Genomic DNA, 13,737 nt, shown 5'->3' on the forward strand with positions numbered 1-13,737 from the left:
AGCCAGCACGCCCAGCGCCCGCCGTCATCTACTGCAGCGCGTGTGGTTTCTCCCTCCCCTTCTGCATGGCGTCTGACACAGTTTCACCGTGCACCGTGTGCCGCGCACGCCCAGCTTGCTTAGAGCGGTAAAGCGACGCATCGGCGTCCGACAGGACATCTTCGGCCACGGCGTCCTGCCCCGCTTTGACCCATATGCTGCCGATGCTGGCAGAGATTTGGCACGCCGCGCCATCAAATTTGATCGGCTGTTCCAGTCGCGTGATAATCCGTTCGGCGACCTGTGCCAGATGCGCGCTGCCGGCAACGCCAGGCAGCAGCAGGGTAAATTCGTCACCGCCGACGCGGGCGACGGTGTCGATGTCCCTTGTTGCTTCTACCATGATCCGGGCCGCGGTTTGCAACACGTGATCCCCCGCCGCATGGCCCAGGCTATCGTTCACCGCCTTGAAGTAATCCAGATCGATCTGCATCACGGCAAACCCCTTGTTCCCCGCGATAAGCCGAGACAGCACGTGATCCATCGCGCGCCGGTTTTTCAAGCCAGTCAGCGTATCGGTAAACGCTTGCTCCTCCGCCGCGATCTTTGCGACCTCAAGCTTCTGGTTCAGCGCACGCGATGCCGCCATCGCCGCCGACTTTGCCTCCATCAGATAAAGCATCTCGACCGCGAGGTCGGTCGGCGCGAAATCGGCATTGCTCAGGCGATGGGTGCGGACGCCGTTCAGGATCGATATCCCGAATGACAGGTTTATCAGACAGTCGGTTTCCAAGCCTTCCATCTGTTCGGTGCCACAAGGCAGCGGGACCAGAACCCCCTTAAAAATCTGCTCGGGCCGGTCATGCAACGCCAGATGCAGCTTGCGCCCCGCCATCGGGCGGATTTGCGCAATACTGTCGGCCATATTGGGTCGGCGCATGACAAACTGGCCGAAAAAATTGCTCCCGATCCAAGTGCCACGATGGCGTAGTTTGTGGATGGTGGGGCCCACATGCCGGATACGTCCGCAGGACTGCACGATCACATGCATCGGGCATAGCACATCCAATGCCGCCTCATAAGCTGCCCCACCTGTCACCCGCGTGCACCCAGATCAAAGCTGCGCCCCTGCGCGTAGTGCCGGTCAATAATCGTGACGGTAATCACCTCCCCCTCCGGTGGGGCGGCTTTGCAATCGAGCAGGGCCAATGTGCCATAATCATCCGCAATCACCCGCATCACGCCCATCATCACATAGCCAAAGCCTTGCACTTTCCCGCGACAGGTGAGCGTAAAGCGCCAGTCATCAAGCTGCGCGACCTCCATCTGGGGCAGTTGCAGGTCCTCCACGGCGAGGGTGGCACGTTCGGGCAAGTCGTTGAGCGAATACAAGAACTCTTCAAAATCGTCGCCGCCAAAGCGCAGCAAGCGCCGCACGCCTTCGCGGTCGGGGTTGGACACAAGCCATGCACCCAGATCTTCCAGAAGATCGGGGATCGCGCGTTTCATCACGGCAGACAGGCGGTTGATAACCCGCGGCGTGATGGCATCGTCATAGGTAAGCATCGGTTCAAAATCCGCCGTGCCCATCACGGCGCAAAGATCGGCGCGCAGGGCGACCTGCGCCCAGACACGGTGGCCAAAGCTATCCAGCACGAACCGTTGGATCGTATGGTTGATCAGCCCGTGCATCGCGCCCCTTTCCGCCGTTTCACGGGGAAGATGGCGGAGGAGAGTTAACAAAGACCGAAGGCTAAACCTCCGACGCGGCGGAATGCGCTTTGGTTTTGTCTCAAATGCAAACTAGCTGTCAGCCCTGCGGGTCATGCCTCTGCACGTCCAGCCACGCGGGCAGATGGCCGATGTCGGGCAGCACCACATCGGCGGCCCCTTCTAGGTCCTGACGTGTGGCCAGCCCCGTCAGCACCGCAACGCAGGCCATACCCGCCGCACGGCCCGCCGCCATATCGTGCAGGCTATCCCCGATCATCGCGACTTCCGACGGGTCCACCCCCACGGCTTTGGCAAACGCCAAGAGCTGCCCGGGCGTGGGCTTTGCACCGTGGCCGCTATCGAAACCGGCGATAAAGTCAAAATACCCGGTCACCCCCGCGCCGCCCAAATGCGCGCGGGCGGGCGCCTCGGCGTCATTGGTGGCGACGCCAAGCACCAGCCCGCGTGCCTTGAACGCCTCTAGCAAGGCAACCAGCGGCACCGCCTCTGCCTGAGGGGCGTTTTCGGCCTCGTGGTTCAGCAGGTCCAAGAGATCCGTCTTCGCCATCTCGGCCACATGGGGGGCCAGCGCATCTACGACCTCCCCCGGTGTGCCCGCAATAACGATACTGTCGGGCGAGAATCTCTGCGTCCCGTAATCAAAGCCGATCTGCTGCCCCAGCAAAGCCGCTCTCTCTCCGTCTCCGTTGCTGATCCGGGTCAGAAAAGCATTGGCCCATGCCTCCCATGTGGCGGCGAAGTCGAACAGGGTTCCGTCTTTGTCGAACAGCAGCGCTTTGATCATTTTCAGGTCCAATTCATCTGCGCGCCACCCGGAAGCGACTGACGGGCTTGCATGATACGATCGTAAGGGATGTTCACCGTATCACAAAACGCCGTGACCCAGGCGTCATCCATCATGATGAAATCCAGCACTGCGCCAAGAAACACCGGATCACCGGCCTGCGTGCGCAGATCTTCGGCAGATGCGCCCGTTGATCCCATAAAGGTGGGCATCAGGTCTTCGTTCGCGGCCAGCCAGGCCAATGCCTGCAGGGCGACCGTCTCGGCGGCATCTTGCTTCATCATATTAATTTCCATCACGGTTTCTCAAACGAAACCCTTTGTTAACCAATCACGGCAACAAAGGGCGCTTAAGCCAGTTACACGTGAGTGGAGAATGAAGACAAGTGCCCGGTAAAGTCCTGATTGTGGATACGGTTGCGACCAACCGCATCGCGTTGAAAACCAAACTCATGTCCGCCTCCTACGAGGTATGGCAGGCGTCCACCGTGGCCCAGGCGGTCGACATCTCGCGCCGGTCGGGGCCTGATCTGGTCATCACGGCGCATCATCTGGACGGGCAGGATGCGACGGCCCTATGCACCATGCTCGCGGGGTCGCCGCGGACGTCACGGATACCTGTCTTTGCCTTGGCCGATGGCGGTGGCACGGCGCTGTGTTTGCACCTGCTGGCGAATGGCGCACAGGAAGCGATGGTCAAACCTGTCTGCGACAAGCTCTTTCTGGGACGGGTGCGCAGCATGATACGCGCGGGCCACGGGGCCAGCCACACGGCCATGCGCGACGCGATGTGCCCCCCGCTCGGGCTGGAAGAAACCGCCGCCACCTTCACCCGCCCGGGCACGTTCCAGATCGTCAGCCATGACAAGGCAGAGACACAGGTGCATGTCACCCAGCTACGCAAACGCCTGAGGGGGGCTGTCAGCCAGACGACCATCCGCGACGCGTTGACCGGTATTAGGCAGGACGCGCTGCCCGATGTCTTCATCCTGACCCTGACCGGTGTCGAAACGCGCGACGAGGCACAACTGCGCCTGATCTCGACCCTGCGGGCGAATACGACGACGCGGCACTGCGGCATTCTTGTGCTGCAATCGCGCCCCCACCCCGCCGGTGCCGCCCATGCGCTGGATCTCGGGGCCGACGATCTGATGCAGCATGGCTTTGATATCGACGAACTTTCGCTGCGGCTGACCGGGCTCCTAGCGCGCAAACAGCAGGGTGACACGATCCGGCGTGATGTCGATACACGCCTGCGCGAAGCGGTGTTTGATCCGCTGACAGGAATCTACAACCGCCGTCACGTCCTGTCAGAGGTCGCGCGGCTGGCCGTGCGCACCCGCCGCAAAGGGATACCGCCGGCCGTGATGCTGGCAGACATAGACCACTTCAAACGCGTGAATGACGCTTTCGGCCATGCCTCGGGGGACGCTGTGTTGGTCGAAACGGCACGCCGGTTGAAATCATGTCTGCGTCCGCTCGACGTTGCCGCCCGCATCGGAGGGGAGGAATTTTTGCTCATCCTCCCGGGCATCACAGAGGCAGAGGCCACCCGGATGGCCAAACGCATATGCGAAGCCTACCGCACGACGCCATTTACCATCCCCGCCAGCGCGCAGCCTATCCATGCCACGATCAGCATCGGGCTATGTACCGCACAGCCTGAAACCAGCGACGCCTTCCCCGCCCCACTTGATGCCTCGGCCATTGCGGCAGAGCTGATCGACCGCGCGGATCAAGCTTTATACAGTGCGAAACACCGAGGGCGCGATCGCGTCGGTCTGATCAGGTCAGCGGCGTGAAATCATCCTCTCCCCACGGTTGCAAAGCCGGAAAAATGCCGCCACTCTCGCCGCGATACGCTTGCACGTCCGGGGCGTATCCCCATGATCCACGACAAAGGCTTTGCCATGCTGCCCGATAAACCGATGACCGGTATTGCCATGATGCTTGGCTTTTGCATCGTTGCCCCTGTGGGTGATGCGATTGCGAAACTGCTGGGGTCGTCCGTGCCGCTGGGTCAGGTCGTGTTTATCCGATTTGCCGTGCAGTTGCTGATCTTGCTGCCGCTGGTGCTGCTGACGGGCAGGCCGCTGGCGATGCGGGGCCGCACGCTGTGGCTCGCCTTTGTGCGCACAGTGCTGCATGTCATCGGGATCGCGATGATGTTCACCGCGCTGAAATACCTGCCGCTGGCCGATGCGGTGGCGATTATCTTTGTCATGCCCTTCTTTATGCTTCTGCTCGGCAAATACGTGCTGGGGGAAGAGGTCGGCACCCGCCGGCTTCTCGCCTGTATCGTCGGCTTTTGCGGCACACTGCTGGTGGTGCAACCCAGCTTTGCCGAGGTGGGCTGGCCCGCATTGCTCCCCGTTGGCGTAGCGCTGAACTTTGCGCTGTTCATGCTGGTGACACGGCAGATCGCGAAACACACCGACCCGATCAGCCTGCAAACGATCAGCGGGTTTATGGCGGTGGTGATCCTGCTGCCCTTGCTGGGTCTGGGCCAAACCCTTGCGCTGCCCGCCTTGGGGTGGCAGGTCCCTGATGCAAACGCCTGGATGCTGCTGATCGCAATCGGCGTCCTTGGCAGTGTGGCACATCTGCTGATGACATGGTCCTTGCGCTACGCCCCCTCGGCCACGCTGGCACCGATGCAATATCTCGAAATTCCCGTGGCGACGCTGGTCGGGTTGATCGTCTTTGGCGATCTGCCCAATGCGCTGGCAGCGCTCGGAATGGGGATCACCATGGCCGCCGGTCTCTATATTATTCTGAGGGAGCGGGCCACGCAGCGGCGTCTGGCTGCAGCAGCGATTGTGCAACCTGCGGAATGAGCACCCTGGGCACCATCACCAACGCAGCGGGACGATCGACCCTAAGGGTCGCGGGCCCCGTCGCACGGTTCGATGTCCCCAACCGCCCCAGCGGCGAAAGCTCTAGCCCGTCAAGCGGCCACTCAAGCCCGCTGCTTTCCCCGTGGACCGCCGCCAGCGGGTATATCGACACCACATCCCCCGCCCGCGTCGGCAGATCAAGCCGGGGCGGCGCGAGGAAAATCACCTGCTCTCCGGCGATGAGCAGGCAACGCTGGTGCGGATGCCGCGCCAGAGAGCTCAGGGCGGCAAGCTGATGGTCCACGCGCCCGCCCGAAAACCCCACCGCCACGATCAACGGCGCGGCCACCGACCGCAGCGCCTTGTCGAAATCGGTGGTTTCCTGCTCTGCCAGTTTGAACTGCCGCGCGGGCGGGATCTGCGACAGGGTCTCGGGCGTGACAGAATCGAAATCCCCCACCAGCGCCGCGATCTCTACGCCTGCGTCGCGGGCCAGATTTGCCCCGCCATCGACCGCCACACACATCGGGGCAAGCTGCAACGCCTCGTTCAGGTCGTTCGGACCGGGCTGCCCGCCCCCAATGACGGTGACAGGGCTGCGGCTTGCCACAATGGTTGTTTTCACGCGGTTTTACCTCAAATTGGAAACAATGCCGCAATTTTGACATTAAATGATACGTTGCAGGGCACAGATTCGAGCCGAATTGGTCTTGAACCTTATGGTAAACAGTAAGCTGCAAATAGGCAGAGGACGACCATCCGATGATGAATAACAACAAAATTCTGACGGTCTCATACGGCACTTTCTCGTGCACGTTGGAAGGCTTTGACGATTCATTCGGCACCATGAAGGCCATCGCAGAGTATTTCCGCGACCTGTCGTCGGAGGATCGGTATTTCGGTGCAGAACCCGCACAGCCCGATGCGGAGATGCTGGCCCATATCGCCCAGAAAGAAATTTCGCGCCGCGTCGAAGCGCGCCAGCAGGACGGTCAGATCGTCCTGAGCGCGCAGACCCCGGAAGAACCCGCAGCGCCAGCGCAGCCCGCCCCTGCGCCCGAAGCAGCCGAGACCCCCAAGACACCTGCCGCACCGCAGCCGCAGGTCAGCAGCACGGCTGCCGGTCCGTCGGTGGTGTCGACCTCCTTCGCGCCGCGCCGGCCCAAGGAAATCTCTGCCTATTATGACGCCTACCGCATCAACGCGCTGAAATCTGCCGAGGCAGAGGCCGCACCCGCGCCTCAGGCCGAAGCCGCCGCACCGCGCGACGAGGTGGTCAGCCGTGATGTTGCCGCGCCAAAGCCCGAAGCCACGCAAGCCGAAGCGGCCCCTGCTTCTGCGGCCCCCGCCCCCGAGGCTTCGGCCCCCGAAGTGGATATCGTCCCCGGCCAACCCGACGAAGATGTCGAAGCGTTTTTCGCCGATAGCCCGCGCAACGAGGTGACCGTCGACGACCAAGACGCCGAAATCCAGCCCGTTGCGGCCCCTGTCGTGGATAGCATCGCGGCCAAACTGCAGCGCATCCGGGCTGTGGTCGCCAATCAGGACGCCCCCGCCGCGCCGCAGCCTCAGGTCTTTGACGACGAGGACACAACCGACGCAGAAGACAGCACCGACGATGTCATCGCGAACGCGATCAACGACATTCAGGGCGCGCTGGACGCCGACGATACGGTCGAAGACATCGCACAATCCTCCGACCTCGAAGCTGAAGAAGACGTTACCGCTGCACAAGAGGCCGAAGAACAGCACGAAGACGTTGCGGCTGATGAGGTCGAAGAGGCTGAAGCCGCGCAGGTTGACGCTGACGAAACCGGTGAAGCCGAAGAAGACACAGCGCCCCGTGGTCGTGTGCTCAAGGTCAAACGCGCCGACATCGACCGCGCCATCGCCGAAGGCGAGCTGGAAGAGGTCGAAGAAGACGCGCCTGCGGTTCTGGAAGAGCCTGAAAAACCCGCCCTGCGTATCCAGCGCGACCCCGAATCGACGCTCTCTGACGAGGATGAAGAAGATCTGGCCCGCGAGCTGGCCGAGCTTGAGGCAACATTGTCCTCCGCCGCTGCCGACACACTGACCGACGCGCCCGAGGAGGCCGAAGAAGCTGTCGCCGATGAGGACGACGCGCCCGAAGAAGAGACCGCCGAGGAAGACACAGCCAAAGAAGACTCGCAGGAAGACAGGGCCCAAGAAAAAACCCTCGACATTGATGTTTCCGAGGATGACGCCGAAGAGGTACAAGCCGAGGTCCAAGCCGAGACCGCGGCAGAGCCCGAAGCCGAAGCCCCCAAAGCCGCCCCGCAACGCCGCAGCCTGCCAACGCTCGACGCGGACAGCGGCCCGGATATGAACCGTCTGCTGGCGGAAACCGACAACCAGATGGACGAACCCGAAGCCGCTACACGCCGCGACGCGATCACCCATCTGCGCGCCGCCGTGGCCGCGAAAAAGGCCGATATGGCCCTTGGTGCGCCCGATGCTGCGGAACGCGAAAACAACGCCTACCGCAGCGATCTGGCCGAGGTGGTCAAACCGCGCCGCCCCGCGTCAACCACGGCCCGCACCGAACGCCCCGCCGAACCGCGCCCTGCCCCGCTGAAACTGGTAGCGGCACAGCGGATCGACACGGACCAGCCGCGCAATGTGGCCCCCGTACGCCCCCGCCGCGTGGCCGCAGTGGCCCCCGCGCCGGTGCCGCAAGCCGGTGGCTTTGCCGAGTTCGCCGAAGAAATGGGCGCGACTCAGCTTCCCGACCTGCTGGAGGCCGCCGCGGCCTATATGGCCTTTGTCGAAGGCATGGACGATTTCTCGCGTCCGCAGTTGATGAACACCGTACGCCAAGGCGGTGCCGAGGATTTCAGCCGCGAGGAAGGTCTACGCTCCTTCGGTCAGCTGCTGCGCACCGGCAAGCTGCAAAAGCTGGAAGGTGGCCGCTTCAAGGCCTCCGAACAGATCGGGTTCCAGCCGGATGCACGCGCCGCTGGCTAAGCGGGCAAGACAGGATAACCGAAACGAAAAACGGCCCCCGAGGGGGCCGTTTTTTTATGCGATAATTGTGATCAGCAACACTGTAAGACGTGCAGGCGAAACAGGTTATTCTGCGTCGTGATCCGCGTTCGGGTCCGCCTGACCGATCCCCTTGAACACAAATTTGAACGGGATCGCCCAGACCACGCCAAGCGCGATATAGATCACCAGTTCGATCCAGAAGGGTGGCCGGTCAAACAGCGACACGGTGACCACCGCCGCAATGATATAGAGCGGCAGCCCAATCAGCAGAATGACCAGCGCCCACCGGCGGCGTGCTTTATATCCAAGGGCCATTGTGTCGTCCTTTCATCACGTGCCAAGGGCCCCGAAGGGCCCCGGCGTGTCAGATCAATCGGCGAAGGGGTCGGTGACCAGAATCGTGTCTTCCCGCTCTGGCGAGGTGGACAGCAGCGCCACGGGGCACTGGATCAGCTCTTCGACGCGGCGCACGTATTTGATCGCGTTCGCGGGCAGATCGGCCCAGCTGCGCGCGCCTTCGGTGCTTTCGGACCAACCGGGCATTTCCTCGTAGATGGGGGTGCAGCGGGCTTGCTGGTCGGCCGCTGTGGGCAGATAGTCCAACTGTTCCCCGTCCAGCTCGTAGCCGGTGCAGATCTTGAGCGTTTCAAACCCGTCCAGCACGTCCAGTTTCGTGAGCGAGATGCCGGTGACGCCGCTGGTCGCGCAGGTCTGGCGCACCAAAGCCGCATCGAACCAGCCACAGCGACGCTTACGCCCAGTGGTGGTGCCGAATTCATGGCCCCGCTCGCCCAAACGCTGGCCGTCCGCATCATGCAGTTCGGTCGGGAACGGGCCTTCGCCGACGCGGGTGGTATAGGCTTTGACGATGCCCAGCACATAGTTGATCGCGCCCGGTCCGATGCCGACGCCGGTCGCCGCCTGCCCTGCAATCACGTTCGACGAGGTGACGAAAGGATAGGTGCCAAAGTCGATGTCCAGCAGCGCGCCCTGCGCGCCTTCGAACAGGATACGCTTACCGGCCTTGCGCTTTTCGTTCATCACCTTCCAGACAGGTGCTGCGTATTCAAGGATCTTCGGTGCGATCTCTTTCAGCAGTTCAACCAGCCCGTCGCGGTCGATGGCTTCGACGCCCAGACCCTTGCGCAGCGGATCATGGTGCTGCAACGCGCGGTCGACGCGGGCTTCAAGCGTGGCTGTATCGGCCAGATCGGCGACGCGGATGGCGCGGCGGCCGACTTTATCCTCGTAGCACGGGCCGATGCCGCGACCGGTGGTGCCGATTTTGGTCCCTTTTGATGCGGCCTCTTCGCGGGCGCGGTCCAGCTCGCCGTGGTAGGGCATGATCAGCGGTGTGTTTTCCGCGATCATCAGCGTTTCCGGCGTGATCTCTACGCCTTGGGCGCGGATCGTCTCGATCTCTTTCAGCAGGTGCCACGGGTCCAGCACAACACCGTTGCCGATGACCGAAAGCTTGCCGCCGCGGACAACGCCCGAAGGCAGCGCGTGCAGCTTGTAGACCTTGCCGTCGATGACCAATGTGTGGCCCGCGTTATGGCCGCCCTGAAAACGCGCGATGACATCGGCCCGTTCGCTGAGCCAGTCCACGATTTTGCCTTTTCCTTCGTCGCCCCATTGGGCGCCTACGACTACGACGTTGGCCATGAAGATATTCCTTTAACAGTTCAAATAACCGTGCAAACCCGTGGAGGTATAGCGACGACCGTCGGGGACCGAAACTGTAAAATGCAGCCAAAACGCCGCCGCGTCATTTTTCTGGGCATTTATCAGCTTGGGGCCGTGAAACTTCGCATCGGGCCATAGACTTTGCCTGGGCTGCACCGATATCCCATGCCGGATCAAAGAAGGAAGTACCGGAGATGGGATTCATCATACGTTGGGCCTGCGCCTTTGTCTTGCTGGCCGCGACCTTTAACCCGACCCCCTATAACTATATCACTTGGGCGCAACGATATGGGCATATGAACCTGTCCATCGCGGTGCTGCTGGGGCTTTTGCTGTTCATCGGCTACGTGATCTATCTCCGCGCGACGCTGCGCTCTATCGGCGGGCTGGGGATGCTGCTGGTGCTGGCGTTGGTGGGGTCAAGCCTTTGGGTGCTTTATGATCTGGGCATTCTGCGGCTGGACAACCGCAGCTTTAACCTCTGGCTCGGCCTTGTCGCGCTGAGCTTTGTGCTGGGCATCGGCCTCAGCTGGAGCATCTTTCGCAGGGCGGTATCCGGTCAGGCAGACGTGGACGATGTGGAAACCTGAGGCGGCTTTCACACGGGCTTTCCGCCCAAGCGGCACCGCGGGTGCCAATCCTCCCTTGCCCCCATAGGCAAACTTGCCTAGACACGCCCAAAGTCCAAAACGCAGAGCCGTAGGTACCCATGGAAAATGTAGTCCTGATTGTCCATCTCATTCTGGCCCTTGGCCTGATTGCAGTCGTGTTGCTGCAACGGTCCGAAGGGGGCGGCCTTGGCATGGGCGGCGGCGGTGGCGGCGGGGCCGTTTCCGGTCGCTCGGCAGCCACAGCTATGGGCAAACTGACCTGGGTTCTGGCCGCGGCCTTTATCGTGACCTCGATCACGCTGACCATCATCGCGGCTGAAAAATCTGCCGGGTCTTCGGTTATCGATCGTCTGGGCGGCACGCCACCCGCGCTGAACCAGGGTGACGCACCAGCGCTGCCCGATGCCGACGCGCTGCTGCCACCGACACCTGCGGAAAATACACCGCAAGTGCCGACTGCGGATTAATCCAGACACTACAACAGCTTGAGGTTGGGCCAAGATACGCAACAGGATGTTGCGGCTTGGCCTTGCTTTTTCCATCCGAATCCTGTTAGGCTTAAGTCCCGTGATGCTGCGGTTTTCCGCAGCTCAATTGCTTGGCTTTTGCCGCATCAAATCTGAACTCACGGGGGCCTTCATCACATGGCACGCTATATTTTCATCACCGGTGGTGTGGTTTCCAGCCTTGGCAAAGGCCTTGCCTCTGCGGCCTTGGGGGCCTTGTTGCAAGCGCGCGGATACTCCGTCCGTCTGCGCAAACTGGACCCCTATCTGAACGTCGATCCCGGCACGATGTCGCCCTTTGAACATGGCGAGGTTTTCGTCACCGACGATGGCGCCGAAACCGATCTGGATCTGGGCCACTACGAACGCTTTACCGGCGTGGCCGCGCGCAAGACGGATTCGATCAGCTCGGGCCGGGTCTATTCCACCGTGCTCGAGAAAGAGCGGCGCGGCGACTATCTGGGCAAGACCATTCAGGTGATTCCCCACGTCACCAACGAGATCAAGGATTTCCTGCACGTCGGCGATGACGAGGTCGACTTTATGCTGTGCGAAATCGGCGGCACCGTCGGCGATATCGAAGGCCTGCCCTTCTTCGAAGCGATCCGCCAATTCAGCCACGACAAGCCGCGCGGCCAGTGTATCTTCATGCACCTCACCCTGCTGCCCTATCTCGCGGCCAGCGGCGAGCTGAAGACCAAGCCGACGCAACACTCCGTCAAGGAACTGCAAAGCATCGGGATCGCGCCGGATATTCTGGTCTGCCGCTCCGAACACCCCATCCCCGAGAAAGAGCGCGAGAAAATCGCCCTGTTCTGTAACGTCCGCAAAGAAGCCGTGGTCGCGGCCTATGACCTGAAAACCATCTATGACGCGCCGCTGGCCTATCATGCGCAGGGTCTGGATCAGGCAGTGCTGGATGCTTTCGATATTTCCCCAGCACCCAAGCCCGAACTGTCGGTCTGGCGCGATGTCTCTGACCGCGTGCACAACCCCGAAGGCGAAGTGAACGTCGCCATCGTCGGCAAATATACCCAGCTGGAAGATGCCTATAAGTCGATTGCAGAGGCGCTGACCCACGGGGGCATGGCCAACCGCGTCAAGGTCAAGATCGACTGGGTCGATGCCGAGGTCTTTGATCAAAGCGATGATGTATCGGCCCACCTCGAAGGGTTCCACGCGATCCTCGTGCCCGGCGGCTTTGGCGAACGCGGCACCGAGGGCAAGATCAAGGCGGCGCAATACGCCCGCGAGCAGAAAGTCCCCTATCTGGGGATCTGTCTGGGCATGCAGATGGCCGTGATCGAAGCCGCGCGCAACGTCGCCGGCCTGACGACCGCAGGCTCGGAAGAATTCGACCACGAATCCACCGGCAAGAAACGGTTCGAGCCCGTGGTCTACCACCTCAAGGAATGGGTGCAGGGCAACCACAAGGTTGAACGCAAGGTCGACGACGACAAAGGCGGCACCATGCGGCTTGGCGCCTATGACGCGACGCTGAAAGAAGGGTCGAACGTGGCCAAAGTCTATGGCACCACCTCCATCGACGAACGTCACCGCCACCGCTACGAGGTCGATACCGCCTACCGCGAGCAGCTTGAAAAAGCGGGTCTTACCTTCTCGGGGATGTCGCCCGACGGCATGCTCCCCGAGATCGTGGAATGGTCCGATCACCCGTGGTTCATCGGCGTGCAGTTCCACCCCGAACTCAAATCCAAGCCCTTTGATCCGCACCCCTTGTTCAAGGATTTCATCCGCGCCGCCAAGGAAATGTCGCGGCTGGTCTGACCCTCGCGAAAGGCGGCCAACGGCATGCTCAGCTACCAACATATCTACCACGCCGGCAATCTGGCCGATGTTCACAAACACAGCCTGCTGGCGTGGATGTTGGGGTATCTGACCCGCAAGGACAAACCGCTGTCCTATATGGAAACCCATGCGGGGCGCGCGCTGTATGACCTGTCCGACACGCCCGCGCTGAAAACAGGCGAGGCGGCGCAGGGCATTGGCCGCGTGCGCGGCTGGTTCGACGATGCGCATCCTTACGCACAGGTGCTTGACCAGATCACCGCTGAACATGGCGCAGACGCCTACCCCGGTTCGCCCCTGCTGGCGGGCAAGCTGCTGCGCGACAGCGACAGCATCCATCTGGCCGAACTGCACCCCGGCGAACATGCCGCCCTTGATCTGGCGATGTCGCCCTATGACGTCAAATGCCACCACCGCGACGGGTTCGACATGGCTTTCGCCCTGACCCCGCCCACGCCGCGCCGTGGCCTGATGCTGATCGACCCCAGCTTCGAGATCAAGACAGACTACGCCGATATCCCGCGCCACATTGGCAAGCTGGCGCGCGCGTGGAACGTCGGCGTCATTGCGCTGTGGTATCCGATTTTGACCAATAAAGCGCATCAACCGATGCTCAGCGCGCTGATGGGGGCCCACCCCGAGGCCCTGCGTCACGAGGTCAGCTTTGCCCCTGCGCGCCCCGGTCACGGGATGGTCGGTTCTGGCATGTTCGTGCTGAACCCGCCCTTTGGGCTGAAAGAAGAAGCGGCCCGTCTGGCGGCCAAGTTCAAAACCCTACCCCGATAA

General features: G+C 61.9%; 14 protein-coding genes. 7 read left to right on the forward strand and 7 right to left on the reverse strand.

The window, feature by feature from the left end; genetic code table 11:
• Positions 1-28 precede the first annotated feature (28 nt).
• The 4 genes from ACNQ62_RS06920 to ACNQ62_RS06935 all read right to left on the reverse strand — a co-directional run bounded on the left by ACNQ62_RS06920 (position 29) and on the right by ACNQ62_RS06935 (position 2,793).
• Positions 29-1,030 carry a diguanylate cyclase domain-containing protein gene (locus tag ACNQ62_RS06920; RefSeq protein WP_418094702.1) on the reverse strand — a complete coding sequence of 334 codons (1,002 nt, stop codon included), beginning with the start codon at positions 1,028-1,030 and terminating at the stop codon, positions 29-31.
• A gap of 44 nt (positions 1,031-1,074) precedes the next feature.
• Positions 1,075-1,671: a heme NO-binding domain-containing protein gene (locus ACNQ62_RS06925; protein WP_260005339.1), complete on the reverse strand. Its 597-nt coding sequence runs from the start codon at positions 1,669-1,671 to the stop codon at positions 1,075-1,077.
• Between the two features lie 118 nt (positions 1,672-1,789).
• Positions 1,790-2,497 (reverse strand): HAD family hydrolase, encoded by a 708-nt coding sequence (locus ACNQ62_RS06930; RefSeq protein ID WP_418094487.1) that lies wholly within the window; start codon positions 2,495-2,497, stop codon positions 1,790-1,792.
• Positions 2,498-2,499: 2 nt separating this feature from the next.
• Positions 2,500-2,793 (reverse strand): DUF3572 domain-containing protein, encoded by a 294-nt coding sequence (locus ACNQ62_RS06935; protein ID WP_009826578.1) that lies wholly within the window; start codon positions 2,791-2,793, stop codon positions 2,500-2,502.
• A gap of 89 nt (positions 2,794-2,882) precedes the next feature.
• Here ACNQ62_RS06935 and ACNQ62_RS06940 point away from each other — a divergent pair, with 89 nt between their 5' ends.
• Both ACNQ62_RS06940 and ACNQ62_RS06945 read left to right on the forward strand, forming a co-directional pair.
• Complete coding sequence (locus ACNQ62_RS06940; protein ID WP_418094488.1) at positions 2,883-4,298, forward strand: diguanylate cyclase domain-containing protein; 1,416 nt, start codon at positions 2,883-2,885, stop codon at positions 4,296-4,298.
• Between the two features lie 108 nt (positions 4,299-4,406).
• Positions 4,407-5,333, forward strand: coding sequence for a DMT family transporter (locus tag ACNQ62_RS06945; RefSeq protein WP_418094703.1), 927 nt, complete (start codon positions 4,407-4,409; stop codon positions 5,331-5,333).
• On the opposite strand, the gene ACNQ62_RS06950 is transcribed toward ACNQ62_RS06945, so the two are convergent.
• A complete protein-coding gene (locus tag ACNQ62_RS06950) occupies positions 5,266-5,958 on the reverse strand; it encodes a thiamine diphosphokinase (RefSeq protein ID WP_306285746.1) in 693 nt (230 codons plus the stop codon). The genes ACNQ62_RS06945 and ACNQ62_RS06950 overlap by 68 nt on opposite strands.
• Positions 5,959-6,095: 137 nt before the next feature.
• Here ACNQ62_RS06950 and ACNQ62_RS06955 point away from each other — a divergent pair, with 137 nt between their 5' ends.
• Positions 6,096-8,318 (forward strand): hypothetical protein, encoded by a 2,223-nt coding sequence (locus ACNQ62_RS06955; protein WP_418094489.1) that lies wholly within the window; start codon positions 6,096-6,098, stop codon positions 8,316-8,318.
• A 105-nt stretch (positions 8,319-8,423) separates the two neighbouring features.
• Here ACNQ62_RS06955 and ACNQ62_RS06960 read toward each other — a convergent pair whose 3' ends face one another.
• Positions 8,424-8,654 carry a DUF2842 domain-containing protein gene (locus tag ACNQ62_RS06960; protein ID WP_005852473.1) on the reverse strand — a complete coding sequence of 77 codons (231 nt, stop codon included), beginning with the start codon at positions 8,652-8,654 and terminating at the stop codon, positions 8,424-8,426.
• Between the two features lie 54 nt (positions 8,655-8,708).
• On the reverse strand, positions 8,709-10,004 hold the full coding sequence (locus ACNQ62_RS06965; RefSeq protein ID WP_005852471.1) for an adenylosuccinate synthase: 1,296 nt from the start codon (positions 10,002-10,004) through the stop codon (positions 8,709-8,711).
• Between the two features lie 215 nt (positions 10,005-10,219).
• Here ACNQ62_RS06965 and ACNQ62_RS06970 point away from each other — a divergent pair, with 215 nt between their 5' ends.
• The 4 genes from ACNQ62_RS06970 to rlmJ all read left to right on the forward strand — a co-directional run bounded on the left by ACNQ62_RS06970 (position 10,220) and on the right by rlmJ (position 13,737).
• Positions 10,220-10,615, forward strand: coding sequence for a DUF6524 family protein (locus tag ACNQ62_RS06970; protein ID WP_289079897.1), 396 nt, complete (start codon positions 10,220-10,222; stop codon positions 10,613-10,615).
• Between the two features lie 119 nt (positions 10,616-10,734).
• Positions 10,735-11,103: a preprotein translocase subunit SecG gene (gene secG, locus ACNQ62_RS06975; protein WP_037943847.1), complete on the forward strand. Its 369-nt coding sequence runs from the start codon at positions 10,735-10,737 to the stop codon at positions 11,101-11,103.
• A gap of 177 nt (positions 11,104-11,280) precedes the next feature.
• Positions 11,281-12,930: a CTP synthase gene (locus ACNQ62_RS06980; RefSeq protein WP_005852465.1), complete on the forward strand. Its 1,650-nt coding sequence runs from the start codon at positions 11,281-11,283 to the stop codon at positions 12,928-12,930.
• Positions 12,931-12,954: 24 nt separating this feature from the next.
• Positions 12,955-13,737 carry a 23S rRNA (adenine(2030)-N(6))-methyltransferase RlmJ gene (gene rlmJ / locus ACNQ62_RS06985; protein WP_418094490.1) on the forward strand — a complete coding sequence of 261 codons (783 nt, stop codon included), beginning with the start codon at positions 12,955-12,957 and terminating at the stop codon, positions 13,735-13,737.

Source organism: Sulfitobacter sp. SBS6 (assembly GCF_048285585.1).
Lineage (GTDB): Bacteria > Pseudomonadota > Alphaproteobacteria > Rhodobacterales > Rhodobacteraceae > Sulfitobacter > Sulfitobacter pontiacus.

Excerpts from the sequence above, each read along its gene's own strand:
- ACNQ62_RS06935 (WP_009826578.1), bottom strand. The coding sequence starts at position 2,793 with ATGGAAATTAATATGATGAAGCAAGATGCCGCCGAGACGGTCGCCCTG.
- secG (WP_037943847.1), top strand. The coding sequence starts at position 10,735 with ATGGAAAATGTAGTCCTGATTGTCCATCTCATTCTGGCCCTTGGCCTG.
- ACNQ62_RS06925 (WP_260005339.1), bottom strand. The coding sequence starts at position 1,671 with ATGCACGGGCTGATCAACCATACGATCCAACGGTTCGTGCTGGATAGC.
- ACNQ62_RS06945 (WP_418094703.1), top strand. The coding sequence starts at position 4,407 with ATGCTGCCCGATAAACCGATGACCGGTATTGCCATGATGCTTGGCTTT.
- ACNQ62_RS06965 (WP_005852471.1), bottom strand. The coding sequence starts at position 10,004 with ATGGCCAACGTCGTAGTCGTAGGCGCCCAATGGGGCGACGAAGGAAAA.
- ACNQ62_RS06955 (WP_418094489.1), top strand. The coding sequence starts at position 6,096 with ATGATGAATAACAACAAAATTCTGACGGTCTCATACGGCACTTTCTCG.
- ACNQ62_RS06930 (WP_418094487.1), bottom strand. The coding sequence starts at position 2,497 with ATGATCAAAGCGCTGCTGTTCGACAAAGACGGAACCCTGTTCGACTTC.
- ACNQ62_RS06970 (WP_289079897.1), top strand. The coding sequence starts at position 10,220 with ATGGGATTCATCATACGTTGGGCCTGCGCCTTTGTCTTGCTGGCCGCG.
- ACNQ62_RS06980 (WP_005852465.1), top strand. The coding sequence starts at position 11,281 with ATGGCACGCTATATTTTCATCACCGGTGGTGTGGTTTCCAGCCTTGGC.
- rlmJ (WP_418094490.1), top strand. The coding sequence starts at position 12,955 with ATGCTCAGCTACCAACATATCTACCACGCCGGCAATCTGGCCGATGTT.
- ACNQ62_RS06960 (WP_005852473.1), bottom strand. The coding sequence starts at position 8,654 with ATGGCCCTTGGATATAAAGCACGCCGCCGGTGGGCGCTGGTCATTCTG.
- ACNQ62_RS06920 (WP_418094702.1), bottom strand. The coding sequence starts at position 1,030 with ATGCATGTGATCGTGCAGTCCTGCGGACGTATCCGGCATGTGGGCCCC.